The 21447-nt window shown below is 60.8% G+C and carries 26 protein-coding genes; 14 read left to right on the top strand and 12 right to left on the bottom strand.

The genetic code is table 11. The annotated features are described in order from the left end of the window. The first annotated feature begins 16 nt into the window (after window positions 1–16). Window positions 17–991, top strand: a complete 975-nt coding sequence (gene holA / locus NUX07_RS01235) for a DNA polymerase III subunit delta (protein ID WP_265528192.1) — start codon at window positions 17–19, stop codon at window positions 989–991. Here the strand turns inward: holA and NUX07_RS01230 are convergent. The 9 genes from NUX07_RS01230 to hemE form a co-directional block, all read right to left on the bottom strand. Beyond that, window positions 988–1863: a ParB/RepB/Spo0J family partition protein gene (locus tag NUX07_RS01230; RefSeq protein WP_265528191.1), complete on the bottom strand. Its 876-nt coding sequence runs from the start codon at window positions 1861–1863 to the stop codon at window positions 988–990. The two genes, holA and NUX07_RS01230, sit on opposite strands and share 4 nt — an antisense overlap. Then, complete coding sequence (locus NUX07_RS01225) at window positions 1863–2645, bottom strand: ParA family protein (protein WP_265528190.1); 783 nt, start codon at window positions 2643–2645, stop codon at window positions 1863–1865. Before NUX07_RS01225 ends, NUX07_RS01230 begins: the two co-directional genes overlap by 1 nt. Beyond that, window positions 2642–3277: a 16S rRNA (guanine(527)-N(7))-methyltransferase RsmG gene (gene rsmG, locus NUX07_RS01220; protein WP_265528189.1), complete on the bottom strand. Its 636-nt coding sequence runs from the start codon at window positions 3275–3277 to the stop codon at window positions 2642–2644. The genes NUX07_RS01225 and rsmG overlap by 4 nt, the downstream gene beginning before the upstream one ends. Then, window positions 3267–5069: a tRNA uridine-5-carboxymethylaminomethyl(34) synthesis enzyme MnmG gene (gene mnmG / locus NUX07_RS01215; protein WP_265528188.1), complete on the bottom strand. Its 1803-nt coding sequence runs from the start codon at window positions 5067–5069 to the stop codon at window positions 3267–3269. Before mnmG ends, rsmG begins: the two co-directional genes overlap by 11 nt. A 43-nt stretch (window positions 5070–5112) precedes the next feature. Beyond that, window positions 5113–6378, bottom strand: coding sequence for a tRNA uridine-5-carboxymethylaminomethyl(34) synthesis GTPase MnmE (gene mnmE / locus NUX07_RS01210; protein ID WP_265528187.1), 1266 nt, complete (start codon window positions 6376–6378; stop codon window positions 5113–5115). Then, complete coding sequence (locus NUX07_RS01205; protein ID WP_407696154.1) at window positions 6375–7097, bottom strand: TerC family protein; 723 nt, start codon at window positions 7095–7097, stop codon at window positions 6375–6377. The genes mnmE and NUX07_RS01205 overlap by 4 nt, the downstream gene beginning before the upstream one ends. Window positions 7098–7165: 68 nt before the next feature. Beyond that, window positions 7166–8422, bottom strand: coding sequence for a transcription termination factor Rho (gene rho, locus NUX07_RS01200; RefSeq protein WP_265530723.1), 1257 nt, complete (start codon window positions 8420–8422; stop codon window positions 7166–7168). Between the two features lie 181 nt (window positions 8423–8603). Next, a complete protein-coding gene (locus NUX07_RS01195; RefSeq protein ID WP_265528185.1) occupies window positions 8604–9056 on the bottom strand; it encodes a CopD family protein in 453 nt (150 codons plus the stop codon). Further along, a complete protein-coding gene (gene hemE, locus NUX07_RS01190) occupies window positions 9056–10075 on the bottom strand; it encodes a uroporphyrinogen decarboxylase (RefSeq protein WP_265528184.1) in 1020 nt (339 codons plus the stop codon). Before hemE ends, NUX07_RS01195 begins: the two co-directional genes overlap by 1 nt. Window positions 10076–10378: 303 nt before the next feature. Here hemE and NUX07_RS01185 point away from each other — a divergent pair, with 303 nt between their 5' ends. From NUX07_RS01185 to NUX07_RS01140, 10 genes are all read left to right on the top strand, one after another. Next, complete coding sequence (locus tag NUX07_RS01185; RefSeq protein WP_265528183.1) at window positions 10379–10966, top strand: Maf family protein; 588 nt, start codon at window positions 10379–10381, stop codon at window positions 10964–10966. Continuing rightward, window positions 10963–11799: a shikimate dehydrogenase family protein gene (locus NUX07_RS01180; protein WP_265528182.1), complete on the top strand. Its 837-nt coding sequence runs from the start codon at window positions 10963–10965 to the stop codon at window positions 11797–11799. Before NUX07_RS01185 ends, NUX07_RS01180 begins: the two co-directional genes overlap by 4 nt. After that, entirely contained in the window at window positions 11796–12377 is a 582-nt protein-coding gene (gene coaE / locus NUX07_RS01175; protein ID WP_265528181.1) for a dephospho-CoA kinase, read from the top strand. Before NUX07_RS01180 ends, coaE begins: the two co-directional genes overlap by 4 nt. Window positions 12378–12397: 20 nt before the next feature. Then, window positions 12398–13087 (top strand): DNA polymerase III subunit epsilon, encoded by a 690-nt coding sequence (dnaQ, locus tag NUX07_RS01170; protein ID WP_265528180.1) that lies wholly within the window; start codon window positions 12398–12400, stop codon window positions 13085–13087. A 67-nt stretch (window positions 13088–13154) separates the two neighbouring features. Further along, entirely contained in the window at window positions 13155–13724 is a 570-nt protein-coding gene (gene hpf, locus NUX07_RS01165; protein ID WP_265528179.1) for a ribosome hibernation-promoting factor, HPF/YfiA family, read from the top strand. Window positions 13725–13788: 64 nt separating this feature from the next. Then, window positions 13789–14253, top strand: coding sequence for a PTS sugar transporter subunit IIA (locus NUX07_RS01160; protein WP_265528178.1), 465 nt, complete (start codon window positions 13789–13791; stop codon window positions 14251–14253). After that, window positions 14234–14707, top strand: coding sequence for a PaaI family thioesterase (locus tag NUX07_RS01155; RefSeq protein WP_265528177.1), 474 nt, complete (start codon window positions 14234–14236; stop codon window positions 14705–14707). Before NUX07_RS01160 ends, NUX07_RS01155 begins: the two co-directional genes overlap by 20 nt. Continuing rightward, entirely contained in the window at window positions 14707–15048 is a 342-nt protein-coding gene (locus NUX07_RS01150; RefSeq protein WP_265528176.1) for a DUF1491 family protein, read from the top strand. Before NUX07_RS01155 ends, NUX07_RS01150 begins: the two co-directional genes overlap by 1 nt. 295 nt (window positions 15049–15343) lie before the next feature. Then, window positions 15344–15847, top strand: coding sequence for a cell wall hydrolase (locus NUX07_RS01145; RefSeq protein WP_407696135.1), 504 nt, complete (start codon window positions 15344–15346; stop codon window positions 15845–15847). Window positions 15848–15887: 40 nt separating this feature from the next. Then, on the top strand, window positions 15888–16355 hold the full coding sequence (locus tag NUX07_RS01140) for an MmcB family DNA repair protein (RefSeq protein ID WP_265528175.1): 468 nt from the start codon (window positions 15888–15890) through the stop codon (window positions 16353–16355). Here NUX07_RS01140 and NUX07_RS01135 read toward each other — a convergent pair. Then, the gene (locus NUX07_RS01135) at window positions 16352–16984 is read right to left on the bottom strand and encodes an ankyrin repeat domain-containing protein (RefSeq protein ID WP_265528174.1); all 633 of its coding nucleotides are present in this window, start codon (window positions 16982–16984) and stop codon (window positions 16352–16354) included. The genes NUX07_RS01140 and NUX07_RS01135 overlap by 4 nt on opposite strands. 51 nt (window positions 16985–17035) lie before the next feature. Here NUX07_RS01135 and NUX07_RS01130 point away from each other — a divergent pair, with 51 nt between their 5' ends. Then, window positions 17036–17473, top strand: a complete 438-nt coding sequence (locus NUX07_RS01130; protein ID WP_265528173.1) for a YcgN family cysteine cluster protein — start codon at window positions 17036–17038, stop codon at window positions 17471–17473. Next, window positions 17427–18140: a M48 family metallopeptidase gene (locus NUX07_RS01125; RefSeq protein ID WP_265528172.1), complete on the top strand. Its 714-nt coding sequence runs from the start codon at window positions 17427–17429 to the stop codon at window positions 18138–18140. The genes NUX07_RS01130 and NUX07_RS01125 overlap by 47 nt, the downstream gene beginning before the upstream one ends. Here NUX07_RS01125 and NUX07_RS01120 read toward each other — a convergent pair. Together NUX07_RS01120 and msrB are read right to left on the bottom strand one after the other, a co-directional pair. Further along, window positions 18108–20231 carry a transglycosylase domain-containing protein gene (locus NUX07_RS01120; protein WP_407696134.1) on the bottom strand — a complete coding sequence of 708 codons (2124 nt, stop codon included), beginning with the start codon at window positions 20229–20231 and terminating at the stop codon, window positions 18108–18110. The two genes, NUX07_RS01125 and NUX07_RS01120, sit on opposite strands and share 33 nt — an antisense overlap. 54 nt (window positions 20232–20285) lie before the next feature. Continuing rightward, window positions 20286–20684, bottom strand: coding sequence for a peptide-methionine (R)-S-oxide reductase MsrB (msrB, locus tag NUX07_RS01115; RefSeq protein ID WP_265528171.1), 399 nt, complete (start codon window positions 20682–20684; stop codon window positions 20286–20288). Between the two features lie 84 nt (window positions 20685–20768). Here msrB and NUX07_RS01110 point away from each other — a divergent pair, with 84 nt between their 5' ends. Next, window positions 20769–21296, top strand: coding sequence for a DUF4402 domain-containing protein (locus NUX07_RS01110; protein ID WP_265528170.1), 528 nt, complete (start codon window positions 20769–20771; stop codon window positions 21294–21296). The last annotated feature ends 151 nt before the right edge of the window (window positions 21297–21447 follow it).

The raw sequence follows: 21447 nt of genomic DNA, 5'->3' as shown, positions 1-21447 counted from the left end.
CAATCCCTCACGCCAATTGGGCGACCCTAATGTTCGCTTCTACTTGTTTTACGGCCCCGATGAGGCCGGTTCGCGCAGCCTTGCCGATCAGTTGCTGCAAAAGCTTGCCGCCGAAAAGTCGTCCGTAGAGGGAGCGGTACTGAAGAGCGACCCAGCCCGCCTTGCCGACGACGCGGCTGCAATCAGCATGTTTGGCGGCAAGCAGCTAATCTGGATCGAGCCTTGCGGCGACGAGATCACCGATGCGGTGCTGGCGTTGCTCGAGGCCCCGAAGGGCGAGCATTTGGTGGTCGCGGTTGCTGGCGGATTGCGCCGCAACGGGCGATTGTTGAAGGCGGTCGAATCGCATCCCGAGACGCTGGTCCACGCCTCTTACGAGCCCGAGGACCGGGCGCTCGACGATTTGATCGAGACGATGGCGGCGGCAGAGAATCTACGGCCTGACCCTGGCGTCACGACGCGGATTGCTTGCACGACGGGCTCGAACCGCGCGATTGCGGCGCAGGAACTCGCCAAATATGCGCTTTACCTCGATGCTTCGCCGGAAAGGCCTGCTTCGTTATCGCACGAGGCGGTCGACGCCATCGGCGCGGTGCTGGCCGAAGACCGGTTCTTCGCTCTCGGCGATGCGGCGATGGCTGGCGATATCGAGGCGTTGGAAACCGGGCTGGCAGCAGTATCCGAAAACGGGAGCGAGGCGGTAACCGTCATCCGCGCCATGCAGCGCCGAATTATGCAGATTGCGCCCATGGCCGCGCGAGTGGCCGCGGGCGAAAACGCGTCTGGCGTCATGACGTCAATGGGTAAGTCTCTGTTTTGGAAGGACAAACCACTCGTCCAGAAGCTGCTGCATCGCTGGCCAGCAGACCGGTTGGCGCGATTGGCCGAACGTATATCGTCGCTCGAACAACAGCTAATTTTTGGCAAGGGTCCCGCGCGTGCGCAGTTAGCCGAAGAAATGTTGGCAGTTGCGCGCGCGGGGCGTCGCTAGATCGGTTCACCCGAAAGGCGCTGACACACCATATCGAGCTGATCGAGCGTCCGGTAGGCCAGCTGGACCTTCCCACCCTTATTGCCGTGCGCGATTTTCACCTTCAGCCCGAGCATATCGCCAAGCTGGCTTTCGAGCGCCTTGAGATCCGCATCGACCGGATGGGCCGTTTTCGCACCCTTCTTGCTAGTAGAGCCGCCCGCCTTGCCCTCCTTGGCGCGCACCTCGGCCTCGCGGACGCTCAAGCCCTGGGCAACGATTGCCTTGGCGAGATTCGAAGGATCCTCAGCCGTTAGAACCGCACGGGCATGCCCCATGCTGATATCGCCTTTCATTAGCAATTCTGCGACATCGCTGGGTAGGTCGAGTAGCCGCATCATGTTCGCGATATGCGAGCGAGATTTACCTACTAGCTTGCCGATCGTGGCTTGGTCGTGCCCGTACGTCTCCGCGAGCGCCTTATAGCCCTTTGCTTCTTCAATCGCGTTGAGATCTTCGCGCTGGATATTCTCAATCAACGCGATTTCGGCGACGGCTTCATCATCGAACGACCGGATTATTGCTGGGATTTCATGAAGTTGCGCCTTTTGCGCTGCGCGCCAGCGGCGCTCCCCCGCGATGATCTGGTACCCGCCACCGGCCGGGCGCACCAGAATAGGCTGCAGGACACCCTTTTCAGCGATCGACGCCGCGAGCTCTTCGAGCGCGGTATCGTCGAACTGACGACGCGGCTGCGCGGGGTTTGGCTTGATACTGCTAATCGATAGCCGTTCGATCGAAGCGCCGGTGCCGACCGGCTTTTTGCCGGCGCGCTGATCAGCGTCATCGAGCAGCGCCGACAGCCCACGGCCCAATCCCGTCGGTTTCTTCATCAGGCTGCCTCCGCCGGTTGTGGCAGCCGCTGCAGCAACTCACGCGCCAATTGCAGATAGGCTTCCGAACCAGGACATTTCAAATCGTACACGAGCGCAGGAATGCCGTGGCTGGGCGCTTCAGATAGGCGCACGTTGCGCGGAACCACGGTCTCGAACACCGTCGTCCCAAGGCATGCGCGAACATCGTCCGCGACCTGGCCGGACAAGTTGTTGCGCCGATCGTACATGGTGAGCGCCACCCCCAGAATGGAAAGATCGGGATTGAAGCCCGACCGCACACGTTCGACCGTCTGCAGCAACTGGCTGAGCCCCTCTAAGGCGAAGAACTCGCATTGCAGCGGGATAAGCAGCTGGCGCGCCGCGACAAGGGCGTTGACGGTCAGCAGGCCGAGCGACGGAGGACAATCCATGAGAACAAGATCCCAGCGGCCCGTAGGGGTATCGTTGAGAGCGTTTTCGAGGCGATGCGTGCGCTCGTCGAGCGAGACGAGCTCTACTTCGGCGCCCGAGAGATCGACAGTCGCCGGCAGCAGGTCGAGACGCGGTACGCGGGTCTCGATCGCCGCTTCCTCGACGGTTTTCTCGCCCAAAAGCACGTCATAGCTCGATGCGCGCCGATCCTGCGAGCTGATCCCCAGGCCGGTCGACGCATTACCCTGCGGATCGATGTCGATCAGCAGCACCTTCCACCCGATCGCGGCGAGCGCCGTCGCAAGATTGATGGCTGTCGTCGTCTTGCCGACTCCGCCCTTCTGGTTTGCCACCGCAATCCGGATCATCGCTTTCCTCCCCTCGATTTCGGCTGCACGCCCCTCATACGCACGATCGAAGCATGAGCATCCGTCACGCTCTCTACGGTCGAGCATTCAAAGTGCCAGAAGCGGCGCGCCTCTTCCAGTTCATCCACCGCTTTTTTGCCCTTGGGCAGGACCCAGAGCGATTTTTCTGTGGATAGATGACGGGACATCCTGAGGAATTTCGACAAATTGGCCACGGCGCGGCCAGTGATGACCTGAAACGGGCCATCCAAGTCACTTGCCTTGCCTTCGACAAGACGCACCCGATCCCCGAGTCGCAAGTCTGAGACGACTTTTTCTAGGAATCGCACTCGCAGCGGCCGGGGCTCGACCAAAGTAAAAGTCGAAGAAGGGTCAAGGATGGCGAGCACCATCCCCGGCAAGCCAGGGCCGGTGCCAATATCCACCCACGTGGCGCGCGCAGCTCCTGCGATTGGCAGAAGTTGGGCCCCATCCAAGATATGACGCTCAAACACGCTATCTTCGGTGCTCTTGGATATCAGGTTCTGCCGCTTATTTTCTATGAGTAAGGATGATATGAAGAGCTCTATCTGATTCCATGTTTCACGTGAAACATCGACGCCAGTTACCTCCGCGAGCCGCTCAGGCTGCATTGCGTTTCGAAAGTGCAAAGTGGAGCGCACTGAGAGCGGCGGGTGTGATGCCGGCGATTCGCGAGGCTTGGTCTAAGTTATCTGGTCGCGCAGCGGAGATACGTTCGATCATTTCGCTAGATAGGCCTGCCACGGTTGCGAAATCAAATTCCGAGGGTACTGCGATCGACGCGTCCTTCCGCATAGTCTCCCATTCGCGCTCTTGGCGTTGGAGGTATGGCGCGTACAGAGTGTCAGCGATGACTTCCGAAGCGGCAACGTCGTCGTCAGCAAATCGACTACGCACCGCCGCGACTGTATCGGGACGCGAAATCCATTGCTTGAGAGATTTTGACCCTCCCTCGACGCCCAGTTCTTTTGCCTCGACGATCTCCTCAAGATTAGCCGAGATAATGGCTTTGCGTTCCATATGGCGGTCGATGGCATCACTATGGCGCGAACTGACACCCGAGGCCTTGGCCGCCTCGCCCAAACGCGCAACTGCATTGTCAGCCCGCAAATGAAGTCGATACTCGGCTCGGGCTGTCATCATCCGATAGGGCTCGCAAACCCCGTGTACAATTAGATCGTCGATCATCACACCGATATAGCTCGACTGCCGGTCGAAAAGTGTGGGATCATTTCCAGTGGCCAAAGCAGCTGCGTTGATCCCGGCAACCATTCCTTGCGCCGCCGCTTCTTCATATCCAGTCGTGCCATTGATCTGGCCCGCGAAGAACAATCCGTCGATGTCCTTCGAGGCCAAGCGCGCATCCAGCCTTCGCGGATCGGCATACACATATTCGACGGCGTAACCTGGCTGCAGGATCTCGACCGCTTCGAGCCCTTCGATCGTCGTCATCATTTCCAGCTGCGCATCCAGCGGTAAGGACGTCGATATGCCGGCCGGATAGACAAGATTCGTATCCAGGCCCTCCGGCTCGAGGAAAATTTGATGGCCGTCGCGATCGGCGAAGCGCTTCACCTTGTCTTCGATTGACGGACAATACCGTGGACCGCGACCATCGATCGAACCCGAGTATAGCGGAGAGCGGTCCGCATGGTTCGCAATCACCTCGTGTGTCCGAGGATTTGTACGCGTGATGGCACAATCTACCTGAGGAAGACGCTTAACGTCAGAAAACGCGGAAAATCGCCACTTTTCCTGATCGGTGGGCTGGGGCGCAAGCAAAGCCCAATCGATGGTGCGACCATCGAGCCGTGGAGGCGTGCCGGTCTTGAGCCGGCCATGCGCCAGGCCGAAGTCGTCAAATTGGTCACCAAGCCGTGTCGCCGCACGTTCTTCAACGCGACCACCCTCGGCGCGCTCATGACCACGAAATATCCGTCCGCCCAAGAAGGTACCGGTCGCCACCACGACGCAACGCGCCGCTACCCGCGAGCCGTCCGCCAGAACCACCCCGCCAACTCGATCGCCCGCCAGACCAAGTTCCGTCACCTCGCCAAGAATCCAATCAATCGGTAGCCGCTTCAAGGCATCCTGCGTGGCAGCATGAAACAATGACCGATCGGCCTGAATTCGCGGACCTTGCACTGCCGGCCCCTTGCTCCGGTTCAGCATGCGGTAGTGGATGGCAGCAGCATCTGACGTCTTGGCCAACAGCCCCTCGAACACGTCCAGCTCGCGAACGAGATGACCTTTGCCTACCCCGCCGATCGAGGGGTTGCATGACATCTGACCGGCATTGTTTTTGGAAAAGCTAACAAAAGCCGTCCTGGCGCCGCGCTGCGCCGCCGCCACGGCAGCTTCCACGCCGGCGTGACCTGCTCCAATTACGATGACGTCATACATAATGACGCCTTATCAGACACGTAGCGACGTTTCACGTGAAACATCACTTGCCGAGACAGAAGCGCGCAAAAATACGATCAAGCACGTCGTCCATGCCTTGAGCGCCTAATAGCGCATCAATTGCGTTTCGGGCCGATCGCAGTTGTTCGGCCAGTAAAACAGGATCGGGTTGATTTGCGAGTTGCGCTTTGACGTCCTTCAAAGCAGCGACATGATGGCGCGACAAAGAAAGTCCATCGGCTGCCGGCAGCAATGTCTTCGCTGTCTTGCCAATGATCGCGAGCAATTCTTCGACACCAGCACCCGTCTTCGAGGAGACAGCAATATCGTGCGGCTCTGCGGTGCCTCCCAGGTCCGATTTGGCAGCGACTCGAATAACCCGCGGATGGGTCGGGATAGCTTCAGACTTGCCGAGCCATAGAAGAATATCGGCGCGCTCGATCTCACCAGACGCCCGGTCGATTCCGATCTTTTCCACCGTCCCGCTTGCTTCGCGCAACCCCGCGGTATCCGCCAAGACATAAGCGATACCATCAATACGTACGGGCACCTCGATCACATCGCGTGTTGTCCCTGCCTCGGCGCTCACAATCGCACGATCGCTACCTACTAAGGCATTAAGAAGACTGGACTTTCCGGCATTAGGGGGGCCGGCAATGACCACACGTACGCCATCGCGTAGCGGACGGCGCTCGGGGAGTTCGAGAAGACGTCCGACCTCCTTGCGCGCGGCCTCGAGTTGTGCGGCAATAGCATCTTCATGCCCACTGGTCTCATCCTCATCGCCAACATAGTCGATGCTTGCTTCCGCCATGGCTGAAAGGTCGATCAGCATCTCTCGCAACGTTCCGAGACGATCATGCAACCCGCCCTGCAATAACGACAAGGCAGCCTTGCGTTGGCCCTCGGTCTCCGCTTCGAGCAGATCGCCAAGTCCTTCGGCTTCGGTGAGATCCATTATGCCATTGCGGAGCGACTGACGCGTAAACTCGCCCGGCTGCGCTAGCCGGACATCTGGACATGCCGTTAGTGCTTCAAGCATTGCTTCGACCACCGCGCGACTACCGTGACAATGAAACTCGACCAGGTCTTCGCCGGTCGCGCTATTGGGTCCGGGGAATGAAAGCAGCAGGCCGCGATCGATCAACTCACCGGTTCGGGGGTGACGGAAATCGCGCAAGCTCGCTTGGCGCGGCGGGGGGAGGGCGCCCGCAATACCGCTCGCCGCGGCCTGCGCCTCGGGACCGCTCAGCCTCAGAATCGCGATTGCTGCGGGAAGCCGCCCTGACGACAGGGCGACAATGGTCATCCGCCGAAGAAGAGGCCGATCCCGACCTGCGGATCGACAATGCCGTCATAGATCATCTTGCCGGCGACCCAGACGATTACCGCAAGACCGATATAAGCGATCCACTTATAACGCTCGATATATTTGGCGATGATGTTGGCTGCGAGGCCCATCAAGGCGACCGCAAAAATCAGGCCGACGATCAGGATGCCGGGATGCTCGCGCGATGCGCCGGCAACGGCAAGCACATTGTCGAGGCTCATCGAAACGTCGGCTACGGCAACAGCCCAGGCTGCGCCATAAAAGCTCTTGGCCGATTTTACGCCGCTGGTCTCATCGCCCGAAATTTCCGGGCTGCCAGGGCTTTCGCCACTATGATGCAGCTCGCGCCACATTTTCCAGGCCACCCAGACCAACAGCAGGCCACCGATGAAAATCAGGCCGACGATGGCCAGCAGCTGTGTGACCACGAGCGCAAAGGCAACGCGTAGGACAAGTGCCGCCATGACGCCGATGATGATAACCTTGCGGCGCTGGTCAGGTGGAAGACCCGCGGCCAAAGCGCCGACGACGATGGCGTTGTCGCCCGCGAGTACCAGATCGATCGCCAGTACCTGAAGGAAGATGACCATCTTCTCAGGGTTGGTGATGTCGGAGAAGTCGGTGACGATAGCGTCCCACATCTCTGCCGGACCGCCAAGCGACAAGCCCTCCGCCGAGGCGGCTGCCAGCAACAGCATCAACTGTTCGATCATCAAATACCCTGTTCGTTATCTGGTCGTATCATAGGTCCAAACGGGCATCAGGCCTACTGGTTCATGCTCGCGAAGAAATCTTCGTTGGACTTGGCGTCTTTCATCTTGTCGAGCAGGAATTGCATCGCGTCGATCGTGCCCATCTGCATCAGGATACGGCGCAGCACCCACATCTTGGAAAGCGTCGCCTGATCGACGAGCAATTCTTCCTTGCGGGTGCCGGATTTGCCGACATCGAGGCTGGGGAAGATGCGCTTGTCGGCAACCTTGCGGTCGAGCACGATTTCGCTGTTACCGGTGCCCTTGAATTCTTCGAAGATGACCTCGTCCATCTTGGAGCCGGTATCGATCAGCGCGGTGGCGATGATCGAGAGCGATCCGCCTTCCTCGATGTTGCGCGCTGCGCCGAAGAACCGCTTGGGGCGCTGCAACGCGTTGGCGTCGACACCGCCGGTGAGCACCTTGCCCGAGCTGGGCACGGTCGTGTTGTAGGCGCGACCGAGACGCGTGATCGAGTCAAGGAGGATCACGACATCCTTCTTGTGCTCGACAAGGCGCTTGGCTTTTTCGATAACCATTTCAGCGACTTGCACATGTCGCGAGGCGGGTTCGTCAAAGGTCGAAGAGACGACTTCGCCCTTCACGCTGCGCTGCATGTCGGTGACTTCTTCGGGACGTTCGTCGATCAGCAGGACGAGGAGGAAGACTTCGGGATGATTGTCGGTGATCGCCTTGGCGATGTTCTGCAGAAGGACGGTCTTACCCGTGCGCGGCGGCGCAACAATCAGCGCGCGCTGCCCCTTGCCGAGCGGCGCGACGATATCGATCACCCGGGCGCTCTTGTCCTTCTCCGTCGGGTCCGAACTGTCGAGCGTGAGCTTTTCATCCGGGTAGAGCGGGGTGAGGTTGTCGAAGTTGACGCGCTGGCGCACCGCGCTCGGCTCGTCGAAGTTGATCTGAGTGGCATTGATCAGCGCGAAATAACGCTCGCCATCCTTGGGGCTGCGGATTTCGCCTTCGACCGTGTCGCCCGTACGAAGGCCGAGTTTCTTGACGAGGTGCGGCGCGACATAAATGTCGTCGGGGCCAGCGAGGAAGTTGGCTTCGGGGCTGCGCAGGAAACCGAAGCCGTCATTGAGGACTTCGATCGTCCCCATGCCCATGATCTGTTCACCCTCGTCGGCATGTTCCTTGAGGATCGAGAACATGATGTCCTGCTTGCGCATCGTGGACGCGCCCTCGACACCGAGATCCTCGGCCATCTTGACCAGTTCGGCGGGCGCTTTCTGCTTCAGTTCTTGGAGATGCATCATGGCGATAATATTCCTAGGCATGGGAAGCCTGTTGGCGCGACAGGCGAGGACCGCTGGTGTCGCGTGGCGGTGGGTTGAAGCATCGGCGGGAAAGGAAAAGCGGGCCGATGCGCCGCCTTCGCCCATCAGCTAGAAAGCCCGGCGTCCCGAGTCAATAATGATCGGGCGGACCGACGCGTTAAAAAGGTCGCACGATCACCAGGATGACGATGAGGATGGTGAAGATACCGGGCACCTCGTTGAGAAAGCGCAGCGCCTTGCCCGACAGCGGGCGTTCGCCGCGCGCCAGCTTCTTGCCGAATGCGCTGATCCAGCCCTGGTATCCGGTCAGCAGGACCACGAGCAGGAACTTGGCGTGGAACCAGCCTTGCGCAAAGGCGCCGACATGCAAGGCGAGCGCGAGACCCAGGATCCAGCTCAAGATCATCGCCGGGAGCAGGATCACCGTGCGGGCGCGATCCTCGCGTTCGATCCAGGCCCGGTCTTCGGCCGATCCCGCAGTCGTTTCGTGATGATGGACGTAATAGCGCGGCACGATGAAGAGCCCCGCCATCCAGAAAATGATGAAGATGACATGCGCTGCCTTCACCCACAGATAGGCGGCACCCAGAAATCCGATTAGCTGGTCCATCAGCCTTTCACCCGCTGCATCATCTGTTCGACATGCGCGATCGGCGTCGTCTTGTCGATCCCGTGACCGAGATTGAAGATGTGCGGCCGATCCTTGAGCGCATCCTTGATGCGGTCGATGGCGGCATCGAGTTTTTCGCCGCCGGCCAGCAATGCCATCGGATCGAGATTGCCTTGCACGGGAAGGCCCTTGGGCAATGAATCGTCAGCCCAGGTGGGATCGAGCGTTTCATCGAGTCCGACAGCATCGACCTTCGTGCCCGCAACGTAGTCGACCAATTTGGCACCCGCACCCTTGGGAAAGCCGATGATCGGCGTATCGGGATGGCGCGCCTTCAAGGCTTCGACGATCCGCGCGTTGGGTGCGATCACCCACTCCTCGAACTGCGAGGGTGACAGGCTGCCCGCCCAGCTATCGAACAGTTGCACGGCATCGACGCCGGCCTCGATCTGGCCCGAAAGATAATCGACCGTGACACTGACGAGCCTGTCGATCAGCGCGCCGAACCGCTTGGGCTCGGTATAAGCCATGATCCGCGCCGGTGCCTGGTCACGGCTGCCCTGACCGGCAACCATATAGGTCGCGACGGTCCACGGACTTCCGGCAAAGCCCAGAAAGGTGGTCTCAGGCGCCAATCGGACGTTCACCTGACGCACGGTCTCATAAACCGGCTCGACGCGCTCCATGGCGCTTGTCAGGTCGTCCAGCGATGAATCCTTGAGCGGGGGTTCGAGCCGCGGTCCTTCGCCAGCGACGAAATAGAGATGCTGCCCGATCGCGTGCGGCACCACGAGAATATCGGAGAAGAGAATTGCCGCATCGAGCGCGAAGCGCCGCAAGGGCTGAAGGGTGATTTCCGCGGCGCTTGGCGGATCGTACGCCATGTCGAGAAAGCCGCCTTTCTCGGCGCGCAGCTCTCGATATTCGGGCAGGTAACGACCGGCCTGGCGCATCATCCAGACGGGTGGCGGGTCCCGCCGTTCGCCATGCAAGACGGCTAAAAGAGGCTTATCGGCCACCCTTCTTCTCTCCCTATATATATAATTAGAATCTAGATAGGTGTTGTTACTTGGCGCGTTGATAACGGGATGTAAGACCCGATCCCGATTTTGCCAACAGAGCAGGAAAAATGAGTCCGGCGGTTTTCTGCCGATTCGCGCTCTTGTGTCCACGGGATTCACAGCAAAACGATTCGAGGAAGGTCCTGTGGATGCTTGTTTGGATCGACAATGGGGGCGGTTCGAATGACTCGACCGCTTGGCCAGTCCCCAAAGTCGCGCTACGCCAAGCCCCATGTTTATCCACAGATTTATCCCGAACGCGTGAGCGACCTGATCCTCGCCTCGGCAAGCGGCATCCGCCGCGCCATTCTCGACCAGGTCGGGCTCGACTATCGCGTCGTTCCATCCGAAATCGATGAAGGCGCGATCAAGGCCAGATTCACCGGTGATGTTGCCGCACTGACGCAGAAACTGGCAGCGGAAAAAGCGCTGGCGGTCAGCCGCTGCGAGAGCGATGCGCTGGTCATCGGCAGCGACAGTATCGCCTGCTGCGATGACATCGCGCTCGATAAACCGCGCGACCGGGAAGAGGCCGCGGGACATCTCAGGATGTTTGCCGGTAAGTCTTTGTTTTTACACAGTTCCGTGGCACTCACACGGGGAGAAGAGACGCTCTTCAATGCCCATGATGTCGCCGAACTGGAGGTCCGCAAGTATAGCGAAGAGTTTATTCAAAATTATCTTGAAATGGACTGGCCCGCGGTTGGTTTCTGTGTCGGCGTTTTCCGTCTGGAGGGTCCCGGCGCCTTGTTGTTCGACAAGATCACGGGAAGTCATTTTACGATCCTTGGTATGCCTTTACTTCCCCTCCTCGGCGCCTTGCGCGACGAAGGTATCCTGCCAACATGACCGCGACTGAAGCCCCTCTTGGAGGCATTTACGCCGAAGTTATTGGCGATCCGATAGAGCAGAGCAAGTCGCCGGTTATCCACCGCTTCTGGTTGGAGAAATTGGCGCGCTCCGGCGATTATCGACGCCATCGAGTCAAGCGGGACGAACTCGCCTCCTATGTCGAGAATAGAACAAAGGACCCCAACTGGCGTGGATGCAATGTCACCATGCCGCTCAAACTCGACGTCATTGCATTGGCCGATGAAGCCACCGATCGCGCCGTCGCAGCGGGCGCGGCGAACATGCTGGTGCCGCGCGAAGGGCGGCTGATCGCTGCGAATAGCGACATCGGAGCGGTGATGGGTTTGCTTGCCGACTTACAACGACAGGGCCGCGCGATGGAACGCATATCGGTATTGGGAAGCGGCGGTGCAGCGCGCGCTGTGCTGGTGGCCTGCCGGTCGCTCGGCCTGTCGATGATCCGTATCCACGCCCGTGACCGGGTCAAGGCGACCAAGCTGGCCGTCGAGTTCGGGCTCAAGGTCCAGCCGGCAAAGATGAGCGATGCCATCGGCGGCGACGGCCTCATCAATGCAACGCCGCTGGGTATGGTGGGACATGCCCCGCTCAAGATCGATATCGGCGGATTGAGCGACCGCGGCTGGGTCTTCGACCTTGTGTCGTCCCCGGTCGAGACGCCCTTGCTTGCCGCTGCCAAGAAGCGCGGGCTTGGCGTGGCATCGGGCCTGCAGATGCTTGTCGAGCAGGCAGCAGCGAGCTTCAAGATTTTCTTCGATGAAGACGCGCCGCGCGCGCACGATGCCGAACTTTTTGCTATACTGGGGGAATGAAAACGATTGCGATCACCGGTTCCATCGGGATGGGCAAATCGACGGTGGCCGGCATGTTCAGGGATGCCGGTATCCCGCTGTTCGACGCTGATGCTGCCGTCCGCGAGATGCAGGGCCCGGGCGGACGGCTGGTCTCGGACATCGAAGCCGCCTTTCCAGGCTCGACCCGTGATGGCGCGGTAGACCGCGAGGCCTTGTCGGCGATGGTCCTGGGCGATCGCGATGCGCTCACAAAGTTGGAAGGGCTGGTGCACCCTGCCGTGCATCACGAACGCACCCGCTTCATCCTTGCCAATAGCGATGCGCGAGCGCTGGCGTTCGAAATCCCGCTGCTGTTCGAAACTGGCGGCGAGGAGAATTTCGATGTCGTGGTCGTCGTCTCCGCGCCAGCCGAGGTGCAGCGCGAGCGCGTTATGCGGCGGCCGGGCATGACCGAAGAGAAGCTCGACAACATCCTTGCCCGCCAGATGCCCGATGAGGAAAAGCGTGCGCGCGCCGATCATGTCGTGGACACGTCGGGCCCGCTCGATGAAACGCGCGCGCAGGTTGACCGGATCCTCGCTTGCTTGGACCTGTAGAAAAGCGCAAAAGAACAGTCATGCGAGAGATAGTCTTCGATACCGAAACCACGGGGCTGAGTCCGGGGTTGGGCGACCGCATCGTCGAAATGGGCTGCATCGAGATGATCGACCGGATCGAGACCGGTCGCGAATATCATTGCTATTACAATCCCGAACGCGAGATGCCGAGCGAGGCCGAGGGGGTGCATGGCCTGTCGTCGGCCTTCCTGGCCGACAAGCCCTGCTTCGCCGACAAGGCGCAAGAGCTGCTCGACTTCATCGGAGACTCGCCGCTGGTCGCGCATAACGCTTCGTTCGACTTCGGCTTCCTCAATGCAGAACTCGAAAAATGCGGACGCGCACCGATCGGGATGGATCGCATGGTCGATACGCTGGCCCTGGCGCGCACCAAGTTTCCCGGTGCCAAGCACAGCCTCGATGCCTTGTGCACGCGCTTTGGAGTCGACCGCTCGATGCGCGTGAAACACGGCGCGCTGCTCGATGCCCAATTGCTCGCGCAGGTCTATATCGAACTAACGGGGGGCCGGCAGATTGGCCTGTCGCTCGCCAGTGCCGAGCCGGAGGACTCCGCGCCCATTGTCATCGGCGCATCCGCGATCCGTCGCCCCGTCCGTCCACCCCGACCACATTCGGCTAGTGAGGAGGAACTGGCGCGCCACAAAAGCTTTATCCAGCAGCTGTGCGACCCCTTGTGGAGTCGCATCTGAAGTCCCATTTTGAATGAAACGCAACCATCCCCCGGTTGTATGAAAGACCAAAAGAAAGGAGAGGCGCATGGATATCCGCGTCGCAGGCCATCAGGTAGAAACCGGAGAGGCCCTCCGTACCCATGTTTCCGATCGTATCACCCAGCTGACAGAGAAATATTTCGCGCGCGCGACCAGCGCCGACGTCACGTTCGGCCGCGCTGAGCATAATGATTTCCGCTGCGACATCGTGGCGCCCGTGAACAAAGGGATCGTGCTCAAGGCTTCCAACAAGGCGTCCGACGCACATGTCGCGTTCGAGGGAGCGGCCGACAAGATCGAACGCCAGTTAAAGCGCTATCGCGGCCGTCTCAACGCGCACCGCGGTGCACAGGATTCGCCGGAATTCGACGCTTCCTATCGCGTCTTCGAATCTAAGGGCACCAACGACGAAGCCGAAGACAGCGAAAGTGATGCGCCCGCGATCGTGGCGGAAACGCGGGTCGATATTCCGACCGCCAGCGTGTCCGATGCGGTCATGATGCTCGACCTGCGCGATACGAATGCACTGATGTTCAAGAATGGCCAGACAGGTGCTTATAACATGGTTTATCGGCGCCAGGACGGCACCATCGGGTGGGTCGAACCGGGACAATAGCTGACAAGTGGGTCGCTATCGACTAGGGACGCCTCCAAGAATCAATCCCAGTCTGGCGTGAAGAATGCATTTATCTGATTTTATCGATTTCTCGGCCATCCGGACGAGCCTGACGGCGCGCGAGAAGCGCGGCCTTCTGCAGCGCCTTGCGCAAGCGGCGGCCAGCCAGCTCGATATGGACGCCGGCACTATTGCCGATGCGCTGCTCGAGCGTGAAGCGCTGGGATCGACCGGGTTTGGTGGCGGTGTCGCCATTCCGCACGGCAAGCTCGAAGGGCTCGACCGTGTCTATGGCCTGGTGGCGCGGCTCGACCAGCCACTCGATTACGATGCCATCGACAAGATGCCCGTGGACATCGTGTTCCTGATCCTGTCGCCCCCCGATGCGGGCGCCGATCATTTGCGTGCATTGGCGGCAGTCAGCCGCGTCGCGCGTCATGGTACCGCGATCGAGAAGATGCGCGGTGCGCGCGGACGCGATGCCCTTGCGGCGGTACTCATGGGAGCCGATGAACGCACCGCCGCCTGACGGTTCCCTGTCGGGGGCCGAAGCGCATTTGCGGGCGCTCGAGGCGCTTTACGTGTCGGCACCGGTCAATGCGCATTACGACAGCAGCATCCACCTCGAAAAGGCAGGGGTGTCGCGGATCGACTTCAACGTCGACGATCGCCATTTTCATGCGGCCGGTGCCGCGCATGGCGGGCTGTATTTCAAGATGCTCGACGATGCCGCATTCTATGCCGCCAACGGGCTGGTCAGTGATCGCTTCCTGTTGACCACGGCCTTCAACCTCCATTTCACCCGGCCGATGAAGCAAGGCCGTGCTGTTGCCGAGGGACGCTGGATCAGCGGGAGACGGCGCGTTCTGGTTGCCGAAGCGCGCATTGTCGACGCCTCCGGCGAAGAATGCGGCCGCGGGACGGGCACGTTCATGCGCAGTCACATCGCCTTGTCCGGGCTGGACGGATACCGGCTCCCCTGATGCAAGACCGGTTTCCCGCCGCGCTCGAGGTCGCCGCGCTGCGACGCCGCGCTGAATCAAATGGCGGGTTTGCCGCGGTGTTGCACAAGGGCGATGCTGATCGCGGCGCCATTTTGCTGCTGATCGCCGAAAAAGGTCGTCATTTCTGTTGTTTGGAACGGATTCTCGATCTCGACAAAGGCTATATTTGGCAGAAATCCGGCCCGGCGGAGAACGCAGAAACGGCGGAAATAAGGGATTTTGTCGCGAATCGCCGCAAAGCGGACCCGGATTTATGGTCAATTGAACTGGATATCGCGGACGCCGAACGGTTCGTCGCTGAAACGACCGAATTTTCTTGATTGTGTAAGGGTCGAGACCGCAGGGGGCAGTCAACTCAGGCGGGGGGCACCAACGTCGCACACAATTGTGCCGGTGCCACGCAGACGGGGAACAAGGATCCCGGATCAAACACAAGTCGCCGGTAAGAGCGACAAGGTCCGTCGGAAACGCGTTCACCGCATGAACGAGCAAGTTATAATGAAGTTCCTTTGGCGCTCAGCACTGGTTTTCGCATCCATGGCCACCGCGGCTTCGGTGGCCCCGGCTGAGGTCTCCCAGGAGACCAATGAAATAATCGACCCCTTGGCGCCGACCGTGGCCCTTCCGGAAATCGATGACGTGCTGGACGTCGGCGTGACAGGCGGTGAAGATGCCGAACCTTACGTTGCGCCGGAACCCGAGCTGCCCGAAGACCTCTACAGCAAGGTCGAACAATTTAAGGGCACGCATACGAGAAATGCCGAGATGGAGTGCCTCGCTGGCGCCGTCTATTTCGAAACGCGCGGCGAATCGCTCGAAGGCCAGCTGGCTGTCGCACAGGTCATCGCCAATCGCGCGGAAAGCGGCCGCTTCCCTGACAGCTATTGCGGTGTCGTGTTCCAGCGCAGCCAGTTCAGCTTCGTGCGCGGCGGCAAAATGCCGCAAATCAAGCGCAACTCGAAAGCCTGGAAGCGTGCGGTCGCGATCGCGCGTATCGTCGACGCCGAGCTCCATGAATCGCAGATGCCCGACGCGCTCTTCTTCCACGCGCGTTACGTCAATCCGCGCTGGCGCCTGACGCGCCTGGGCCGGATCGACAATCACATCTTCTATCGCTAGAGCCTAGCCCTCGATCACCTTTTGTTCTACGCCGTTATTGATGGCGACCGAACTCGATTCGACAATTCTTGCACCCGACGTCGTGCGCGGCGTGACGCGTCTGTTCGCGCGTTCGCAGATCTTTGCGATCGCTGAAGTCCCGCTGCCCAATAATCGCCGCGCCGATCTGATGGGAATCGACACCAAGGGCCGGATCGTCATCGTCGAGATCAAGGTGCAGCGCAGCGACCTGCTCGGCGATTGCAAGTGGCAGGACTATCTCGATTATTGCGACCATTTCTATTGGGCGGTGACGCCCGAACTCGCCTCGATCTGCGACGGTGACGATTTCCTGCCCGATGTCGCGGGACTGATCGTGGCTGATCGTTATGACGCAGCGTTCATGCGCCAATCGGCCGAACGCAAGCTGGCACCGGCAAGGCGCAAGGCGGAGACGCTACGCTTTGCCCGCCGCGCGGGTCGGCGGCTGGCGGCGCAGGTGGATCCCAGTCTGGGCGATAATTTCTAGTCGTCGGTCTTTTTGCTGACGGGAAACTCGATCGTGGGTCCGAACTTCAGTTCGCCCTGGCTTTCGCCAGTGGCGGTGACCGTTTCGATCATCTCGAGCAGCTGCGGGTTGCGCGAATCCCGGCGTGCGTAGTCGCGCGCGCTGAGCCCTGCCGAATAATCGGTGCGGTCGGGATCTGCGCCTTTCTCGAGAAACAATTTGACGAGCCGGGGTTGGCGCAAGAGCACGGCGCGCATCAACGGCGTTTCGCCAGCGGCATTGGGCGTGTCGACCTGGGCACCGGCACGAACAAGGCGATCGGCGCCCTCGTACCACCGCTGCTGCGTGGCAATCATCAGCGGTGTGTTCCCGTTACGATCGACCACGTTCGGATCGGCATCATAACGTATCAGCGTGACCAGCCAGGGATAATCCTTCTTTTGCGTGACGATGTGGAGCGCGGTTTCGCCTTCGAAGCCCTTGAAATTGGCGATGCGCGTGCCCGGCTGCTCCAGCATTCCGATCGCCGTACCGCTATCGCCCTCGCGCACGGCGGCGATGAAGGTTTCGCCTTCCGAGCGATTGAGTTGGGCGGATGCCGGGGTCGCCACCGTCGCGGCAGCAATAAGCAGGGCAAGGAAACGCAGCATGGGGCAATTCTCTCTTGGGATTCGTCTTGGGGGCGGCTTACACTATCGAAGATGAATAGCAAAAAACCGTTTTGGGAAAAGCCCTTGGCCGCTCTCGACGCCGGCGAATGGGAGGCGTTGTGCGATGGCTGCGGACGCTGCTGCATGCACAAGGCTGAAGATGCCGACACTGGTGCCTATTATGCCACCGACATAGCCTGCCGGATGCTCGATCTCGAGACGATCCGCTGCCGCGATTATCCTGACCGCAAACGCCACGTGCCCGACTGCGTGACGCTGACCAAGGCATCGGTCGACGGGTTGGGCTGGCTACCTGCAACCTGCGCCTACCGGTTGCGCGCCGAAGGCAAGCCGCTGCGCGATTGGCACTATTTGATCAGCGGCGACCCGCAGAGCGTACACCACGCCGGCATATCGGTGCGCGGCTGGGCGATAAGCGAAGATGACGCCGGAGATATCGAGCATCACCTTGTCGACCGCCCACTCTAGCGATCTCGAACTGGTCGTCCGACGGCACCGCAGGGCGCGGCGCATGAAGCTGCGCTACGACGCGATTGGCGATCGGTTGCTGCTGACACTCCCGCCCCGCGCCAGCGAGCGCAAGGCGAGGGCCTGGGTTCAAACGCAGGCCGACTGGATCGAACAACAGCGCGAGGGCCGCGCAACCGCGACGCCTTTCGTGCCGGGCGCGACCATCCCCTTTCGTGACGGTCGGCTGATGCTCCGCCATGCCGCCGATCTACCGCGACGCATCGAGCGCATTGGCGAGACGCTTCAGGGCGGGGGATCCGAAGAAAGCTTCGGCCGCCGCGTCGAAAAATGGTTGCGCGATGAAGCGCGCCGCCTCCTATCAGACGATGTCGCCGAGTTCGCTCGCCTTGCCGAGGTGAATGTCCGCGCCGTCAGCGTGGGCGACGCCCGCACGCGCTGGGGCAGCTGTACGCATGACGGCAAGCTGCGTTTCAGCTGGCGGCTGGTCTGCGCCCCCGATGACGTGCGACGCTATGTCGCGGCGCACGAAGTAGCCCACCGCATACACATGGATCATGGCCGAGAGTTCCATCGGCTCGAACAGCAACTTTTCGGCGGACCGACGTCAAAAGCGCGCCGGTTGCTGCGCGAATTAGGGCCGCGGTTGCAACGGATCGGGCGTTGACGGGGCAGGTTCGGGCACACGGATAATCCGCGCGCCACCCGGGGCGGGCGGGGTTTCGGGCTGCTGCTCTTGCTGCTGGCGACGCTGCTGCTGCTGTCGCTGGCGGCGCTGTTCATCCAGCGTGCGATCCAGTTCGCTGGGCTGTTCTTCCTGCCCGCGGCGCAAGGCATCGTCGATCCAGCTAAGGTCGTCATCGTCGCCCGGGCGCGGCGCGAGCGGATCGAGATCGTCGCGAAGGATCGGATTGCCATCCTCGTCGAACAAAGGCTGATCGAGCAGCCAGGTTTCGTCATCGGGTTCGATCTGCCAGTCGGGGACCGGCGCGTTGACCTCGAACTGTTCGACCGGGCGATTGGCCACGGCGACGCGCATGAAATCGCTGAACGCACGGGCAGGGGCGGTGCCGCCACCCAGCCCTGGCACGCGGCCATTATCGTCGCGGCCGTACCAGACGCCTGCGGTCAGCCCGCTCGAAAAGCCGATGAACCAGCCGTCGCGATTGTCCGAAGTGGTGCCGGTCTTGCCGGCGACGGGACGCCCGATCTGCGCAGCACGGCCGGTGCCTGACTGCACGGCGCTTTGCAAAAGGTCGGTCATGTCGCGCGCGACCCATTGGGCCACCAGCACCCGCGGCTGCGCCTCCTGATGATCGTACAGGAGCTGCCCCGACGCAGTCACCACGCGCTTGATCGCGTATGGCGGCATCGAAGTGCCGCCGCGATGCACCGCGGCAAAAGCTTTGGTCATCTCGATGAGCCGCACGTTGCTCGTCCCCAGCACCATCGAGGGATAGGTGTTGATATCGTCGGTGATACCGAAACGCGCGGCCATCCGGGCGATTGTGGCGAAGCCCAACTCAGCCCCGATTTGCGCGCTCACCGTATTGACCGAACGGGCAAAGGCCTCGCGCAAGGTGATGACACCAAGGTTGGTGCGGTTCGAGTTGCGCGGCGACCAGTCGCCAATCGTAATGGGCTCGTCGACGACCTGGTCATCGGGCCGCCACCCGTTTTCGAGCGCGGTGAGATACACGAACAATTTGAAGCTCGACCCCGGCTGGCGCTTGGCGACCGTGGCGCGATTGTAGATGCTGTCGACATAATCGAGCCCGCCCACGAGCGCGCGCACGGCACCGTCGCGATCGATCGCCACGAGCGCGCCTTGCGCTCCGGCGGGTGCGTGCGCGTTGACCGCATCGCTGGCGGCGTCCTGCATCCCGGGATCGAGCGTCGTCCAGACATCGATAGGTTCGTTGGTCTCGTCGATCAGCGTCTCGAGTTGGGGTAGCGCCCAATCGGTGAAATAGCGCGCGCTATTTTCGTTGGTGCGTTCTTCGAGACGAATTTCGGCCGGATCGACCCCGGCGCGCGCGCTTGCGGGCAGGAAGCCGTGGTCGACCATGAGATCGAGCACGACGCTCGCGCGGCCCTGCGCAGCTTCGATATCGGCGGTCGGCGAATAGTTGGACGGTGCCTTGACCAGCCCTGCGATAATCGCCGCCTCGCCGACCGTCATCCTCTCGGCGCTGTGGCCATAGAAAGTCCGGCTGGCCGCATCGATGCCATAAGCCCCGCCGCCGAAATAGACGCGATTGAGATAGAGTTCGAGGATCTGATTCTTGGAGAACTTGGCCTCCAGCGCCATCGCGATGATCGCTTCGCGCGTCTTACGCCCGACGTCACGCTTTGGCGTGAGAAAGATGTTGCGCGCGAGTTGCTGCGAAATAGTGGAGACCCCGGCGACGCGATCGCCCGTCTGGAGCGACACCCAAATTCCGCGCGCGATGCCGATGGGGTCAATCCCGAAGTGCGACCTGAAGCGCCGGTCTTCGACCGCAATCATTGCGCTTTTCATGGTTTGCGGGATTTCGTCGTAGGTCAGCCAGCGCCCGAATTGCGGGCCGATTTCGACCAGCACCGATCCATCGTCCGCGCGCACGCGGATTGTTTGGCCCAGATCTTCGCGATCGGTAAGCTGCTGATAGGACGGGAGCGAGTGGTAGGCGACGGCGACGGCGATGCCGAGAACCACAAGACAAAGCAGCGCAAATGCGCCGCCCCAGATCACCAGTCGTTTGAACACTCGCGTCAAATAGGCTTCCTCTCCACCCCGACAGCTAGGGCCGGACCGCTCCGGCGACAAGCATCACTTCTCGTCGGGCTGGAAGTCGAGGCTGGCACTATTGACGCAATAGCGCAGGCCGCTGGGTCCCGGACCGTCAGGGAAGACATGGCCAAGATGGCCGTCGCAAGCTGAACAGCGTATTTCCACCCGGCTCATGCCGTGACTTTCATCGCGATGTTCGCTGATGGCCTCGTTTTCAGCAGGATCGGTAAAGCTGGGCCACCCGGATCCGCTGTCATATTTGCTGTCCGAGGTGAACAGCACCACGCCGCAACCGGCGCAGTGATACTTGCCATCACGCTTCTCGACGTTGAGCGCGCCCGAAAAAGGTGGTTCGGTGCCGGCTTCACGCAGAATGCGATATTCTTCGGAAGAGAGGCGCGCGCGCCATTCGGCATCGGTCAGCTTCTGCTTGGTCATGATGATCCTCCAACCGCGCGACAATCAAAATAGTTGCGACGTCATTAACCCTGTTTTCACCCTTGCTGCCTAGCACTTTCTCCCATGACGGGCCGATTTGCCCTTTTCTGCCTGGCCGCAGTCGCGGTGCTGGCGACCCTAACCGTGTCGGTTACCCCGGCGGCGGCGCAATGCCGCTTGTGCGATACACCCGAGCTCATCGTCGATCCCGTCGATAAAGCCGAAGAGCGCGTGCAGCTTTCGGTCGAGACAATGCTCGACTTCGATCAATTGGTCGTTCTTGGCGATGGTAGCGCGACGCTTGCGGCGACCGGCGCGCGAATGACCGAGGGCGGTATCGCCGCCCTGTCGGCGCGGGCCATGGTCGGCGAAGTGGTGATTCGCGGCGAAGCGGGTCGCCGCATCTCGATCAGCCTGCCCAGCCGTATCGAGCTGCACAATATCGAAGGCGGTCGCATCCGCCTCGAATCGATCGAACACGACCTGCCCTCGCAACCCGAACTCGATGCCAATGGCGAATTGCGATTCCGCTTCGGCGGACGGCTGGAAATCAGCGGTGCTGCGGAGGGCGATTATCGGGGCGATGTGCCAATCGTGGCGGAATACCGCTAAATTCGATCCATTTTCGATCAATCCTTAACGCCGTTTTTACCATGACCTTCAGGGGATCAGTAAGCGGGACTGGTTAATAGCTGCATCACGGACCGGGCCCGAAATGAGGTTTTCCGGGTCCGGCTAAAAATATGGACCAGTGGGGAATTGA

Origin of the sequence: Sphingomicrobium marinum (genome assembly GCF_026157105.1) — a bacterium.
Lineage (GTDB): Bacteria > Pseudomonadota > Alphaproteobacteria > Sphingomonadales > Sphingomonadaceae > Sphingomicrobium > Sphingomicrobium marinum.
This window is presented reverse-complemented; position numbering and strand designations above follow the sequence as displayed.

Coding starts and splice junctions, on each gene's coding strand:
- NUX07_RS01230 (WP_265528191.1), bottom strand. CDS start 1,863: ATGAAGAAACCGACGGGATTGGGCCGTGGGCTGTCGGCGCTGCTCGAT.
- NUX07_RS01225 (WP_265528190.1), bottom strand. CDS start 2,645: ATGATCCGGATTGCGGTGGCAAACCAGAAGGGCGGAGTCGGCAAGACG.
- rsmG (WP_265528189.1), bottom strand. CDS start 3,277: ATGCAGCCTGAGCGGCTCGCGGAGGTAACTGGCGTCGATGTTTCACGT.
- mnmG (WP_265528188.1), bottom strand. CDS start 5,069: ATGTATGACGTCATCGTAATTGGAGCAGGTCACGCCGGCGTGGAAGCT.
- mnmE (WP_265528187.1), bottom strand. CDS start 6,378: ATGACCATTGTCGCCCTGTCGTCAGGGCGGCTTCCCGCAGCAATCGCG.
- NUX07_RS01205 (WP_407696154.1), bottom strand. CDS start 7,097: ATGCTGTTGCTGGCAGCCGCCTCGGCGGAGGGCTTGTCGCTTGGCGGT.
- rho (WP_265530723.1), bottom strand. CDS start 8,422: ATGCATCTCCAAGAACTGAAGCAGAAAGCGCCCGCCGAACTGGTCAAG.
- NUX07_RS01195 (WP_265528185.1), bottom strand. CDS start 9,056: ATGGACCAGCTAATCGGATTTCTGGGTGCCGCCTATCTGTGGGTGAAG.
- NUX07_RS01180 (WP_265528182.1), top strand. CDS start 10,963: ATGACCGCGACTGAAGCCCCTCTTGGAGGCATTTACGCCGAAGTTATT.
- coaE (WP_265528181.1), top strand. CDS start 11,796: ATGAAAACGATTGCGATCACCGGTTCCATCGGGATGGGCAAATCGACG.
- dnaQ (WP_265528180.1), top strand. CDS start 12,398: ATGCGAGAGATAGTCTTCGATACCGAAACCACGGGGCTGAGTCCGGGG.
- hpf (WP_265528179.1), top strand. CDS start 13,155: ATGGATATCCGCGTCGCAGGCCATCAGGTAGAAACCGGAGAGGCCCTC.
- NUX07_RS01160 (WP_265528178.1), top strand. CDS start 13,789: ATGCATTTATCTGATTTTATCGATTTCTCGGCCATCCGGACGAGCCTG.
- NUX07_RS01155 (WP_265528177.1), top strand. CDS start 14,234: ATGAACGCACCGCCGCCTGACGGTTCCCTGTCGGGGGCCGAAGCGCAT.
- NUX07_RS01150 (WP_265528176.1), top strand. CDS start 14,707: ATGCAAGACCGGTTTCCCGCCGCGCTCGAGGTCGCCGCGCTGCGACGC.
- NUX07_RS01140 (WP_265528175.1), top strand. CDS start 15,888: ATGGCGACCGAACTCGATTCGACAATTCTTGCACCCGACGTCGTGCGC.
- NUX07_RS01135 (WP_265528174.1), bottom strand. CDS start 16,984: ATGCTGCGTTTCCTTGCCCTGCTTATTGCTGCCGCGACGGTGGCGACC.
- NUX07_RS01130 (WP_265528173.1), top strand. CDS start 17,036: ATGAATAGCAAAAAACCGTTTTGGGAAAAGCCCTTGGCCGCTCTCGAC.
- NUX07_RS01125 (WP_265528172.1), top strand. CDS start 17,427: ATGACGCCGGAGATATCGAGCATCACCTTGTCGACCGCCCACTCTAGC.
- msrB (WP_265528171.1), bottom strand. CDS start 20,684: ATGACCAAGCAGAAGCTGACCGATGCCGAATGGCGCGCGCGCCTCTCT.
- NUX07_RS01110 (WP_265528170.1), top strand. CDS start 20,769: ATGACGGGCCGATTTGCCCTTTTCTGCCTGGCCGCAGTCGCGGTGCTG.